General features: G+C 68.7%; 8 protein-coding genes. 3 read left to right on the top strand and 5 right to left on the bottom strand.

The features are described from left to right. Nucleotides 1-140: 140 nt before the first annotated feature. A complete protein-coding gene (locus ACK1X7_RS18285; RefSeq protein WP_413115354.1) occupies nucleotides 141-2,720 on the top strand; it encodes a tetratricopeptide repeat protein in 2,580 nt (859 codons plus the stop codon). A 130-nt stretch (nucleotides 2,721-2,850) separates the two neighbouring features. Here the strand turns inward: ACK1X7_RS18285 and ACK1X7_RS18280 are convergent, their stop codons facing one another. From ACK1X7_RS18280 to ACK1X7_RS18270, 3 genes are read right to left on the bottom strand one after another with little or no spacing between them, the layout of a single operon-like run. Further along, nucleotides 2,851-3,789 carry an ACP S-malonyltransferase gene (locus tag ACK1X7_RS18280; RefSeq protein ID WP_382957086.1) on the bottom strand — a complete coding sequence of 313 codons (939 nt, stop codon included), beginning with the start codon at nucleotides 3,787-3,789 and terminating at the stop codon, nucleotides 2,851-2,853. Nucleotides 3,790-3,822: 33 nt separating this feature from the next. Further along, nucleotides 3,823-5,250 (bottom strand): ABC transporter permease, encoded by a 1,428-nt coding sequence (locus ACK1X7_RS18275; RefSeq protein WP_413115353.1) that lies wholly within the window; start codon nucleotides 5,248-5,250, stop codon nucleotides 3,823-3,825. Next, nucleotides 5,247-6,269: an ABC transporter ATP-binding protein gene (locus ACK1X7_RS18270; protein ID WP_216342487.1), complete on the bottom strand. Its 1,023-nt coding sequence runs from the start codon at nucleotides 6,267-6,269 to the stop codon at nucleotides 5,247-5,249. The genes ACK1X7_RS18275 and ACK1X7_RS18270 overlap by 4 nt, the downstream gene beginning before the upstream one ends. Before the next feature lie 334 nt (nucleotides 6,270-6,603). On the opposite strand from ACK1X7_RS18270, the gene ACK1X7_RS18265 reads away from it, so the two are divergent. Next, complete coding sequence (locus ACK1X7_RS18265) at nucleotides 6,604-7,260, top strand: thioesterase II family protein (protein ID WP_078641487.1); 657 nt, start codon at nucleotides 6,604-6,606, stop codon at nucleotides 7,258-7,260. 69 nt (nucleotides 7,261-7,329) lie between these two features. Beyond that, nucleotides 7,330-8,739, top strand: coding sequence for a class I adenylate-forming enzyme family protein (locus ACK1X7_RS18260; RefSeq protein WP_385143797.1), 1,410 nt, complete (start codon nucleotides 7,330-7,332; stop codon nucleotides 8,737-8,739). Nucleotides 8,740-8,808: 69 nt separating this feature from the next. Here the strand turns inward: ACK1X7_RS18260 and ACK1X7_RS18255 are convergent, their stop codons facing one another. Together ACK1X7_RS18255 and ACK1X7_RS18250 are read right to left on the bottom strand one after the other, a co-directional pair. Further along, nucleotides 8,809-10,467, bottom strand: coding sequence for a flavin monoamine oxidase family protein (locus ACK1X7_RS18255; RefSeq protein ID WP_385143799.1), 1,659 nt, complete (start codon nucleotides 10,465-10,467; stop codon nucleotides 8,809-8,811). 39 nt (nucleotides 10,468-10,506) lie between these two features. Continuing rightward, on the bottom strand, nucleotides 10,507-13,317 hold the full coding sequence (locus tag ACK1X7_RS18250; RefSeq protein ID WP_413115352.1) for a helix-turn-helix transcriptional regulator: 2,811 nt from the start codon (nucleotides 13,315-13,317) through the stop codon (nucleotides 10,507-10,509). Nucleotides 13,318-13,477: the final 160 nt, after the last annotated feature.

The following is a 13,477-nucleotide window of genomic DNA, read 5'->3' as shown; positions in this document are numbered from 1 at the left end:
ATATCGATGGCGCCGGCCGGCGGCGCCGGTGGCGAGTTCGGGCGGCAGACGTGGGCGAGGCTGAGCGCACTGGTCACGAGCCCGCACCCAGCGCCGGACACGCCCGGCACAGGTGCACCGCCGCCACAGGGCTGAGCGGCATGGCCGAGGCAGATGCCATCGAGCGGGACGGCGCCAGCGGAGCGGCGTCGAACACAATCAATGGTGGTGTGTTCTTCCACGCCGTGATCCAGGGCCGGGACATCACCGTACAGTTGCCGCCGCAGATCACCCCGGCGCTGTCCGCACTCCCTCCAGCGTCAGGCACTTTCACCGGTCGTGAGGAGCAGGTGGAGCGGTTACTCGAGGGCCTCGCTCCCGGCAGGGAGCAGCGGAAAGCACCGCTGATAGCGGCGGTGGCGGGGATGGCCGGAGTTGGCAAGACCGAACTGGTTGTACAGACAGCCACCCGGGCGTTGAAGGAGCCGGGCTGGTTTCCCGGCGGCGTGCTGTTCGTCGACATGTTCGGCTACGACAGCGAACGCCGCCTGCCTCCAGATCACGCCCTGGACGGTCTGTTACGGGCTCTGGGAATGCCCGGCGAGCACATCCCCGACGGTCTACAGGACCGTACACGGCTGTATCGCAGTGTGCTGGCCGCCTTCGCGGAACAGGGACGGCGGATACTGGTCGTCATCGACAACGCCTCCGACGAGGAGCAAGCTCGCCCTCTGCTGCCCACCGATGGCACCAACGCTGCTCTGCTCACCTCCCGTCACACTCTGGACGTCGACGCTCGTCTGCACGACCTCGACGTCCTTGACGTGGGATCCTCCATCGAGTTGCTCAACCAAGCCCTGCACAACGCCCTTGGCCCTGGCGACACCCGTGTGCAGGACGAGCCAGAGCACGCGAAAGCCATCGCCCGGCTCTGTGCCGGCCTGCCGCTGGCCCTGCGTATCGCAACCGCCCTACTGGCTGATGCTCCTAAGCGGCCTCTGGCCTCCCTGGCTCTGGCCCTTGAAGCAGAGCACCGCCGACTGGACCGGCTCCGCCGCGAGGAGCGCGCGGTACGCGCTGCCTTCGATCTCTCTCACCAGCACCTTGGTGGCCAACAGGCCCGCCTGTTCCGGTTGCTGTCGCTCAATCCTGGCGACGACCTTTCTACCGAGACCGCTGCCAACCTTGCCGGCGACGACCTGTACGAGGTGGAGGGACTCCTTCAAGACCTGGCCCGCGCCCACCTGCTCGAACCCGCACACGTCTGGGGCCGCTGGCGGTTTCACGACCTCGTGCGCCTGTATGCCGACGAGAAGGGCCGCCTCCACGCCGACAGCGATGAACGTAACGTGGCCCGGTCCCGTCTCTTTGCCTACTACCAGACCACCGCGGAGGCCGCCAGCTCCCATCTGGATACGGGACGCGGCACCCCCTCGGCCTGTTTTCCGGACCGCGATGGCGCGCTGGCCTGGCTGGATGCCGAACGCCCCAACCTTGTTGCCACCGTCACCGCGGCTCCGCGATTCGGCCTCCAGAAAACCAGCTTCGACCTTGCGGACGCTCTTACCCGGTACCTCCACGACTGCTATGCCTTTGATGACTGGGTGACCGTCACGACGACGGCCCTGGCCATTTGCCGTGAGTTTGGTGATCGCTCCGGTGAAGCAGTGGCGCTGAACCAGCTCGGTCTTGCCTTTGCCGGGCTGCGGCGGTTCGGCGAGGCCATCGACGCCCATGACAAGGCCGCAATCGTCTATCGCGGCCTTGGGGACCGCGACGGTGAAGCGGGGGCGCTGACCAATCTCGGCAGCGCGCTGACCGAGCTGCGGCGGTTCGACGATGCCATCACCGCGCATACCCAGGCGGTCGCCATTTTCCGTGAAACCGGCGACGGTCAGAGGGAAGGGCATGCGCTCAGCAACCTCGGCATCACTCTAAATGAGCTGCGGCGGTTCGACGATGCTCTGAACGCCTACACCCGGGCGGCCACCATTTTCAATAAGACTGGCAACCGCCAGGATGCTGCCCATGCGCTGAACAACGCCGGCGGCGTCTTGACCGAGCTGCGGCAGTTCGAAAGGGCCATCGAATTCCATGCGGCGGCTGCCACCATCCTTCGGACCCACGGTGACCGCCACGGTGAAGCACTGGCGTTCAACAACCTTGGCCGGGCTCTGGTGGGGCTGCGGCGGTTCGACCAGGCCATCAATGCTCACGCCAAGGCCGCCGCGATCTACCGTGAGGTCGGCGATCGCCACCGTGAAGCCATTGCGCTGAACAACCATGGCCTGGCTCTGGTCGAGGTAGGGCGGTTCGGCGAAGCCATCGATGCTCACACCCAGGCCGCCGCTATTTTCCGTGAGACCAGTGACCGCCATGGTGAAAGCCAGGCGCTGAACAATCTCGGTCGGCCTCTGGGTGAGACGGGGCGGTTGAGTGAGGCTATCGACGCTCACACTCAGGCTGCGGCCATCTACCGCGATCTCGGCGACCGCCACCGTGAAGGATTGGCGTTGCACAACCTCGGCGCCACTCTGTCGAAGGCGGGGCGATTCAAGAAAGCCATCGTCGTCCAAACGAAGGCGCTCACCATCTTCCGGAAAACCGGCGATCGCCACCGAGAGGGCCTAGCCTTGCACAACCTCAGCAACGCTCTGTTGGCGAGGGGGCGATTCAAGAAGGCCATCGACGCCCGAACGAAGGCGCTCACCATCTTCCGGGAAACCGGCAACCACCCCTGAGGTGCGGGGGCGACCGCGCGGGCTAATTCACCTCACGTGGCAGATTGATCCTCGCTGCGCCAACGCCCCGTCAACTCGGGGAAGACGGGGCGTTGAGCGGAGTACCGCTGCGCGGCGTGTTACGCCGTCATCAGCGCTTACGGGCGGGGCGCGAGCGCTTGCCCGGACCCACCGTCACCACCTCGAAGTTGGACTTCGTGCGGTCCAGCCGGTGGAAGAGGTTGTCCGGGCCGGTGATGTACATCTTCGACACCCCGGCGCCCTTGAGCGTGTCCACCACCTTCGGCCAGTGGATCGGCAGGTCGAAGGTGTCCAGAAGCATCGTGCGCAGCGCGTCGGCCGTGGTCACGATGGTGCCGTCCTGGTCGGTGACCACGGGCAGCTTGGGGTCGAGGATGTCGTACTTCGGCAGGATCTCCTCGGCGGCCCGGCGCCGCAGCTCCGCGAACGCGGGCGCGTGCACCGCCGGGACCATGGTGTACATGGAGTAGCCGCCGGCCTGGCTGATCGCCTTCTTGAACCCCTCCAGCTCCTTCTCGCGAAGGGAGACCATGAAGAAGCCGTCGTCGAGATAGCCGGAGTAGTCGTACCACTCACCGCGCTCGCCGAGCTCGGTGAGGATCTCCGTCAGCTTCTCCTGCGGAGTGCGGACGAAGGTGTGGGTGACCGCGTCCTGGTGCTCCTCGGCGAAGTACGCGTGCTCACAGCGGGCCAGCTCCGCGGTGAGCCGCACCACCTCGGGGAACGGCAGCGAACTGACGTACGCCGCTGCCGCCTTCTGCCCGAAGCTGGGGCCCACGCACAGGTCGGGGACCAGTCCGTGCTCCTGCTCCGCGCGGTCCGCCGAGGCCATCGAGTTCACCAGGAAGGCGATCTGGGTGGCCTCGGAGTAGTCGTCCTCGGAGTCGCGGAGCCGGTCGAAGACCGAGTACCCCAGCGCCTCGTCGGCCTCGGCGAGCCGCTTGCGGGCGAACGGGTCGAGCGTCAGGAACCTGCCCACCTCGGAGAAGCCGGAGGGCCCCATACCGGGGAACACGATGGCCGTCTTCGTCTGCTCGGATGCCGTCATGATGTGGTGCCTTACTCTCGATCCTGCCGTCGCTCAGTCCTGCGCCCGGCGGTTGAAGCCCCGGATGCCGATGGTCCCGAAGATCAGGATCGCCGCTCCGATCGCGGAGAAGCAGATCCACAGCGGGATCGACTCCGGCACCTTGGGCCCGGGTTCCAGCAGCAGTCCGCGCATCGCCTCGGTGACATAGGTCAGCGGGTTGAAGCTGCACAGGATCTGGAACCAGCGGACGCTCTCCAGGCTCCGCCACGGGAACTGGGTGGCCCCGGTGAACATGATCGGGGTGAGCGTCATGGCGAAGACGATGGAGATATGACGCGCGGGCGCCAGGGTGCCCAGGGTCAGGCCGACGCAGCCGCCGACCAGTCCGCCCAGGCTCAGGATGCCCAGCGTCACCGGCATCTTCTCCAGCGGCCAGGAGACGTCGTCCAGCAGCGCCAGACCGATCGGGATCATGACCAGGGAGCCGATCAGACCGCGCATCGCGCCGAAGACCGCCTTCTCCACCGCCACCAGGGAGACCGGGATGGGGGCGAGCAATCGGTCCTCGATCTCCTTGGTCCAGGAGAAGTCGATGGCCAGCGGCAGCGCGGTGTTCTGGAGGGCGACCAGGAAGCTGTTGAGCGCCACCACACCGGGCAGCAGCACCTGCTGGAAGCCCGGCTGGGTGAAGCCGATCTCGCCGAGCACCTTGCCGAAGACGAACAGCATGAAGAACGGTTCCACGATGACCTGGCCCAGGAACGGGCCCATCTCGCGGCCGGTGACGAAGATGTCGCGCCACAGGATGAAGAAGAACGTCCGCCACCGGTTGGCGCGGCGCCGGTGGCGCCCGGCGCGGCGCTTGGCGTCGGGCAGTTCGAGTTCGAGTTCGGGCTGCGGCTGGGGCTCGGGCTCCACGAGCGGCGAACGGGCGTCCGCCGCCGCGATGATGGCGTTCAGCGCGGCCTTGGCGTCCTGTGCGGCCTGCGTCGCCGACGGGGCCGGTATCGGCTTTATGACGAGCGTCAGGGTGTCCCCGATGTCGCCGCCGCCGTGCGAGGCGCCCATGCCCCTGGCCTCGTGGTGCCGGTGCTCCTGCGGCCGGCCCTGCTGCTGCCGCGGGTCGGGCTGCCGGACCTCCGGCGCCTTGCCCTCGTGCTTGACCGGCGTGTTCGGGCCGGCCTTCTGCACCTCGGCGCCCGGACGCGGGGCCGCCGGCTTGGACCGCACGAGCACGGTCCTGGTGTCCTCGAAGCCGTCGTCCTCGGGGGACTTGGACTCCGCGGTCCGCGGGTCGGTGGTGCCGTTCCCGTCCGGCCTGGCAGCGGGGGTCCTGGGGTCGGCGGGCCGGTACTCACCGCCCCTGATGGCGCCGCCCTGGTGCGCGGGCCCCCCGGCGCCGGCCGCGGGCTTCTCCTCCGCGGCCTTGCCACCCGTGGTCCCGTCCGTCGATGACGTGGGTCGAGAGGAGGAGCTCATCGCATCTCCTTCCCCGTCAGGTCGACAAAGACGTCTTCCAGGCTCGCCTTGCTCACATTCAGGTCCTTGATTTCGCAGCCGGTGTCGGTCAGGGCCTTGATGACCGTGGGCAGAAGTACGGAGGACGACGCGTTGCTGTAGACCTTCATCCGGAAGGTGCCGTCGTCGGCCCCGGCCCCGCCCATGGCTGCGGCCATCTCGTCCGCGGCGCTGAGCACCTCGACCCGCTCGGCGACCCCGAGGCCCTGCACCATGTGGACCACGCCGTTCATCCCGCTGTGCGGCGGGCGCACCGAGACGGTCAGCGCGGTGTTGCTCATCCGGCTGGTCAGTGCCTCGGGGGTGTCCAGGGCGAGCAGCTTGCCGTGGTCGACGATGCCGATCCGGTCACACAGCTTGGAGGCTTCCTCCATGTCGTGGGTGGTGATGACCACCGTGACGCCACGGGTCTTCAGTTCGGCGACCCGGTCGCGTACGAAGATCTGTGACTGCGGGTCGAGGCCGGTGGCCGGCTCGTCCAGGAACAGCACCCGGGGGCGGTGCATCAGCGCCCGCGCGATCATCACGCGCTGTGCCTGACCACCGGAGACCTGGTCCGCCCGGGCCTTGGCGTGGTCGCCGAGGCCGACCCACTCCAGGCTCTCGTCCGCCAGGCGGTTGCGCTCCGAGCGGGGGAGACCGTGGTAGCCGGCGTGGAAGGTCAGATTCTGACGGATCGTCAGTGACCGGTCCAGGTTGTTGCGCTGCGGCACGATGGCGAAGGACTGCCGCGCCACCGCCGGCCTGCGCACCACGTCGACGCCCTGCACGAAGGCACGCCCGCCGGTGGGGGCGACACGGGTGGTCAGGATGCCGATGGTGGTGGTCTTGCCCGCTCCGTTGGGTCCGAGGAAGCCGAAGACCTCACCGTGCCTGACGGTGAAGCTGAGATTGTCGACAGCCGGAACGGGCCGGCCGGGATACTTCTTGATCAAGCCGTCGACAACGACGGCGAAGTCAATGGGGCGTGTTGTGTTCATCGCTGTCGTCGCACCGATTTAATTGGCTTGAGGAGAACATTACTTTCCTCTTGTTTAACACGACGGCTTGACTCCCGACCCCTAACTGCCCGGAGATTAGGGGGTGGTGGCACGGGTGAGGGGGCCTTAGGGGGCGTCTGCTGTGTCCCGCTGTGTCCCGGGCCACGCCGGGATGGCGTGGTACCCGCATATAGCGCGTACCTCGAATAGCGGTTACTAGGGGTTGTGGGCCAGGAGAAGGGCTCATAGCCTCACGGAGTCAGCATCTCGGACGAGCGTGGTCGACGCGCCCCACCATCGCACTCGTACCCGGCCCCTCAGTGCAATCGCGGGGATGTACTCCTTGAGCCAGATCAAGCCCGATGATGTGGGCCTTATTCGGATATTGCAAACGGAAACCCCGAGTAGTTTCCGGCTGATCTGTTTCCCGGAATCCGCCCACTCCACCGCGTACTACCTCTCGCTGTCCGAGCTTCTGCTGCCCACCGTCGAGGTGTTGGCGATCCAGTACCCCCTGTACGTGGGCGTCGACGACGACGAGCGGCTGACCGATTCGGCCGGCCTCGCGGACCGGATCTTCGGTGCGCTGGGGGAGTGGATGGACCGCCCGCTCGCCTTCTTCGGCCACCGGGCCGGCGCCGACCTCGCCTACCGCGTCGCCGAGCGCCTGGAACGGGAGACCGGGACGGCGCTGCTGACCCTGTTCGTATCCGGCCGCACCGCGCACTGGGGCATGTCCCTGGGGCCCCCGGAGCTCGGCTGCCGGATCGTCGCCCTCGCCGGTGAGGGCGACCCCAAGACCCCGCTGCGCGGCGTACGGGCCTGGCGGCGGCGTACGAGCGGACGATTCGACCTCGAGGTGTTTCCCGGCGCCCGCTACTACCTCGACTCGAGCCGGAGAGAGGTCGTCAACCTGGTGCACGACCAGTTGCTCTCGCATGTCCCCGTCGATGCCGAGTGGGAGACCGGCTTCGAAGACCAGGGAGCCTAGGGGGACCCGCCCAGGGCTGCCCGTATCTCCTGAGCGAACTCCTGAGCGAAAAGGAAAAGAGTACGTTCGATGACCGCGAAGATCTACGCGCTCGACTCGGTGCAGACCCTGGCCGACTTCGAGCTGGACGCGCTGCGCGTCGCCGATGTGATCCGCGAGCACGGGGTGACCCACGGCGACCGCGTCATCTTCAAGGCGGGCAACTCCGCCGCCTATGTGAGTGTGCTGTTCGCGCTCATGCACGTGGGAGCCTCCATCGTGCTGATCGACCAGCAGGAGCACCCGGACGAGACCCGGCGGATCGCCCGGCGCACCGGCGCCGCGATCGCCTTCGTGGACGACGACGCCCCGATCCACGCCGATATCCGTACGGTGAACCTCTACGAACTGATCGCCCCGGCCGCCGGGCGCCCGCTCACCACCCGGGAGCTGTCCTTCGACGCCTGGGCAGACCGCCGCGACGGCCTGATCATGTGGACCTCAGGCTCCACCGGCGAGCCCAAGGGCGCCGTCAAGTCCGGCCGTAAATTCCTCACCAACCTGGAGCGCAACGCCGCCCAGGTCGGGCACCGGCCGGACGACGTACTGCTGCCGCTGCTGCCCTTCGCCCACCAGTACGGGCTGTCCATGGTCCTCATCGCCTGGCTCACCCGCTGCTCGCTGGTGATCGCCCCGTACAAGCGCCTGGACCGGGCCGTGCAGATGGCCGGACGGACCGGCGCCACGGTGATCGACGCCACCCCGTCCAGTTACCGCACCATGCTCAACCTGGTCGGTCGCAAGCCGTCGCTGCGGGCGCAGTTGGAAGGCGTCCGGATGTTCTGCTCGGGCGCCGCGCCGCTCGACGGCGCGCTCTCCGAGCGCTATGTGGCCGAGTTCGGCCTGCCGTTGCTGGACAGCTACGGCAGCACCGAGCTGGGCAACATAGCCTTCGCCACCCTGGAGAACCCGGTCTCCTGCGGCCGGGCCATGCAGGGCATCAAGCTGCGCGTCATCGACGAGGACGGCCACCCGGCCGCGCCCGGCCAGGCCGGTGAGATCGAGGTCGACACCCCGGACGCGCTCGAGGGCCATCTCGCCGAGGACGGCACCATCGACGCCGTGCCCACCGGCTGGCAGCCCACCGGCGACCTCGGCTACCTCGACGCCGACGACAACCTCTTCGTCCTCGGGCGGAAGTTCGCGGTGCACCGCTCCGGCTACACGCTCCACCCCGAGCTGATCGAGCGGAAGGCCGCCCTCTCCGAGATCTCCACCCGGATCGTGCCGCTCCCCGACGAGCGCCGGGCCGGCGACACCCAGTTGGTCTTCTTCGTGGAGGACGACGAGCTGCGGGACGCCAAGCACTGGCGGGAGCGGCTGTGCGAGGTGCTGCCGCTCTATGAACAGCCCAACCGGGTCGAGGTGCTGGAGAGCTTCCCGCTCAACCGCAACGGCAAGCCGGACAAGCGCCGGCTCGAGCAGATCGCCCAGGGCTGAGACATGACAGGGGGAGCCGACGGCGCGCGTCGGCTCCCCCTGAGTGCTGGATGTGTACGGCGGTGGCGGTCAGTCGTACGGAAGCTCCAGCGGCGCGAAGTCGTCGAAGAGATCACCGGGGCCCGGGTTGTCCGGATGCGTGGTGCCGCCGAGGTGGTGGAGGACTCCCCACACCGCGTTCAGCGCCGTGGTCACCGCTCCCTCGGCGAACCCCGCAGTCCAGGAGACATCGTCCCCGCACAGGAAGAAGCCCTGCTGCGCCGGATCCATCCCGTCCTGCATGAACTGGGTGAACAGCCGCCGCTGATAGCGGTAGTGGCCGGGCAGATTGTTCTTGAAGGCCCCCATGAAACGGGGCTCGGTCTCCCAGGTGACGGTGAGCGGCCCCGCGATGATGTGTGACCGGATGTCCACATCCGGATAGATCGCGGCCAGCTTGGTCAGCAGCGTCTCCAGCCGCTCCTCGGCCGAGAGTGTGGCGACCTTCAGCGAGTCGTCGTTCCAGGTGTACGACAGGCACATCACCCCGGGCCGGTCGGGCCCGTCGTCGAACAGATAGACCCCGCGCGGCATCCGGTCGGTGAGCGTCATGCTCATCACGTCATGGCCGGTCGCCGGGTCGGCGTCGCGCCAGAACGGCCGGTCGACCAGGACGAACAGCTTGGACGCGCCCATGTAGTGGGTGCGCTCGACCGCCGTCCACAGCGGAGTGGACAGCAGCGACGGATCGCAGTCGACCCGGTTCAGCAGCGTCCACACATGCGGGCTGTAGACCACCGCGGGGAACTCGCGCTCCTCACCGCTCTCGTCCGTCACCCGCACGCCGTCGGCGGTCCGCCGCAGCCGGGTGACCGCGGGGCGGGGCCGGCCGCCGTGCAGCGAGGCCAGCGAAGTGCCCTGCGGCCAGTGGGCGGGGTTTTCCGGCTGGTGCTCCCACAGCCCGTTCGGCACCTGCGAGGAGCCGCCGACTATGCCCACCTGGTTGTCGTCGGCCTCGGTGACCACGACGCGCAGGATCTCCAGCACCGAGTTGGGGAAGTCGGTGTCCCAGCCGCCGGTGCCGAAGCCCACCTGGCCGAAGATCTCCCGGTGGCGGAACGACTGGAAGGTGGACGAGGTGGCGAGGAAGCCATAGAAGGACTGGTCGTCGAACTCCTTGACCAGCGCGTTCCATACGGTCTTCAGCGTGGTGACGTCCCGCCGCTGGATGGCGTCCCGCAGCGTGCCCAGGTCGGCACGCTCCTGGAGCGCCTTGTCCCACGCGTCGGCGACCTCCTGGTAGACCCCCGGAAGCTCGCCGGCGGTGCGCGCCCGGTCCTGACCGCCGTTCAGATCGATCAGCGTGCTCGCGGTGGCCGGCGCCAAAGGATTAGGGAAAGGACGAGTGGACACGCCCAGCAGATCGATGTAATGGAACAGCGATCGGGCGGAGACGGGAAAGCGCATCGCGCCCATCTCCGCCTTGTATTCCGGATTCCCGGGGAAGGGTATGGACCGCATCCGGCCGCCCAGTTGCTCCGCTTCATAAAGAACTGGGGAAAGCCCTAGTCGTAGAAGCTCATAGGCCGCGGTCAGTCCGGACATGCCGCCGCCGATGACGGCGACTTCGGTCCCGTGCATCGCAGCAGGCAGGGAGCCCAAACCGGCCGGATGGGACAGCCACCTGTCATAGGAATAGGGGAAATCCGGCACGAGCATGGTCGTGGCGGACGCGGTAGCGCACGTCATGGCATCAACCTCTTGGGGCCGAGTGGCATCGCGGGGATATCAGGCGGTGTAAGCGACATCGAAATCCAGGCTCGCGGGCAGTTCTCGGCGCTGGCTGATGTTGATCTTCCGGTAGACACGGGTCAAGTGTTGTTCCACCGTGGAGATCGTGATGTAGAGCTTAGCGGCGATCTCCCGGTTGGTGTAGCCGGAAGCTGCTAGTGCTGCGACCCGGCTCTCGGCGTCGGAGAGTTCGGAAAAGGCGGCCGTATCCTCGCCGGTACGGGTCGCTTCCGACAGGGCCGAACGGGCCGGAGTGCGCTGAAGCGAACGGGACAGCTCCTCCGCGCCGCAACTGTCCGCGAGCCGCAGGGCCCGACGGGTCATCAGCCGGCTGGTGTCCAGATCGCCGAGCTGCTTGTGCGCCTCCGCCAGATCCGCCAGCGCCCGCGCCATCTCGTACCAGCCGCCGCTCGCCTGGAGCACCCCCACCGCCTGCTGGAGCAGCGCGATCCGCTCGTTCAGCGGCCGGGTGGCGGCCAGCACCCGCAGTGCGGCGCCCCGGGTGCGGGACGAGGACTCCCCGGCCAGCTCGAGCTGCTCCTCCGCCAGCCGCGCCGCCCGCTCCTGGCCGCCCAGGGTCAGCCAGGTCTCGGCGGCGCCGAGCCGCCAGGTCAGGGTGGCGGGCGAGTCCAGGCCCCAGGCGGCCATCTTCTCGCCGCAGGCGCGGAAGTCGGTGAGGGCCGCGTGCTGCCGGCCGGTGGCCAGTTGGTGCCGGGCCCGGGCGTAGAGGTAGTGCAGTCCGAAGCGGTTCCGGTACATCTCCTCCGGCACCGGGCGGGCGAGCAGTTCGGCCGCCGCTTCGTGATTGCCCATCGCTGTGTGCGCGTTGATCAACATCCCGAGCGGCATGCCGACGGTGACCCCCCAGCCGCGCGCCGGAAGCTCCTCCAGCGCCCGCTCCGCGTACCGGACCGTGTCCCGCAGCCGTCCGACGCGCAGCGCGATCTGGGCCCGCAGCACACAGAAGTAGGCCAGCAGCGCCTTGGCGCCGCGCTCCGAGGTCTCCTCGATCAGCCGGTCGCACCAACTGGTGGCGGTGGCGTGGCGGTCCGCGTACACCAGCGTCTGGAGCGCGGCGTGCACCGTGAGCATCGTCCGGTCGGAGAGCCGGACGGTCTCCAGCACCCGCTCAGCCGCCCGCACGGCGCGCTCGTCGACACCGCGGCTCAGTACGGTCCGCAGCGCCCGGTACGCGGTCAACTGGGGCGACTCCGGGGACTGGCCCGGCGACAGCGGGCCGACGTCCCACGGGCCGTCGCACTCCTCCAGGTCCAGGAAGGGCCGCAGTTCGGGGTGGTCGGGGTAGGTGGCGGACAGCGCGAGCCGGATGGCGCGCAGCGCGGTGTCCAGATCGGTGCCCGGGTGCTCGGCGGCGGCCCGGCTGACCTGCTCCAGCGCGGCGGCCGCCTCGCCCATCCGGCCCAGCCCCAGCAGCCCGATGACGACCGGGATGGTCTGCGGCGCGGGCAGCAGCCCGCTGCCGGCCGGACCGGCCAGCGCCTGGAGCCGCCGCATCTGGGACAGCGGGTTGAACGGCCACATGGCCTGCACCATCGTGGCCTGGAGCTGAAGCGCCTCACGTTCGTCGGTGCTGTACCGGTCGGCCATCTGAAGGCAGCTCATGGCGAGTTCCCTGCGGTCCGCGGCGATGGCGTGCACCGCCGCGTCGCACAGCGCCTGCGAGATCCACTCCTCGACCGGCCCGGACGCCTCGTGGCTGAGCAGATGGCGGGCCACGTCGATGGGGTCGGCGCCCTCCTCGTACAGCAGCCGGGCGGCGCGCAGATGCAGCGGGCCCAGCTCGTGCGGCTCCAGATCGTCCAGCAGCACGGTGCGCACCGCGTCGCTGCGGAACCGTCCGCCGTGCAGGATGCCCACCTCGGTGAGCAGCCCGACGGACTGCCGGACCAGCCGCTCCTCGACCTCGATCAGCCTGCTCAGCAGCGGAACGGACGTGGCGTCACCCAGCAGCGCGACCCCGTGGGCCACCCGGCGGTGGGCCGGGCCGCCGCGGTACACGCAGGACAGCGCCGCCTGCCGGAACAGCTCCCCGGCCACCGGGGCGTCCGTTCCGGGCGCGGGGTCGAGGGGGCCGCGGGTCAGACGGGAGAACCGGTCGTCCAGGAGGCCGCGCAGCAGCAGCAGATTGCCGCCGGTCATCTCGTGGTACGCGGCGGCGTGGCGCCCGGCCTCCGCGGTGCCCAACTCCTGGTTCAGCAGCGTGGATACGCCCGCGACGGTGAGCGGGGCGAGCCGGACATGGCACACCTTCGGCTCGTGCAGCAGCTCGTCCAGGGCGGTGGCGGCGGGGCCGGTCAGCGACCCGCGGCTGACCACGACGGACAGCGCCTCGGAGCGGCAGCGGCGGATGCCGTACGCCAGGCAGCGCAGCGACGGAAGGTCGGCGAACTGGACGTCGTCGATGGCGATCAGCAGCGGGGCGTCCCCGGTCAGCTCGTCGAGCGTGCGGTGGAAGTCCTGGAGCAGCGGGAGTTCGGCCTCGACGGGGCCGTGCGGGTTCCGGAGCGCCTCGAGGCCGGGCCGCGACCGGGAGGGCTGAAGATGGGTCGGCATGCCCTGGTAGAGCTGCTCGAGCACGGCATAGGGGAACTTCTGCTCCGAGGCGGAGGCGACCGCGGGCAGCACCCGGACGCCGCGCCCACCCGCCGTGTCCGCCATGGTGTGCAGCAGTGCGGTCTTTCCCGACGTAACGGCGCCGCTGATCACGGCGAGCCGGCTTCCCTCGCGGGCGCCCTCGAAGAGGAGCCGATTGAGCCGGGCTATCTCCTGATCGCGCTCCACCAACACGTACGAAACACCTTCCCCGATTTAACGTATGCGCGGGGGTCATGAAAGCGAATCACCGTGCATGGCGCACCTGGTAATGCATCGTCCCCCGAGTCGAAAATACCGCGCCGCTGTTGTGCCCCAGATCCCTTCCGTTGCTGACACCCTGTGCGGCGGTATG

This window comes from Streptomyces sp. CY-1, assembly GCF_047218265.1.
Taxonomy (GTDB): Bacteria; Actinomycetota; Actinomycetes; order Streptomycetales; family Streptomycetaceae; genus Streptomyces; species Streptomyces niphimycinicus.
Note: the sequence above shows the minus strand (reverse complement) of the source record. Positions and strands in the feature narration are given on the sequence as shown.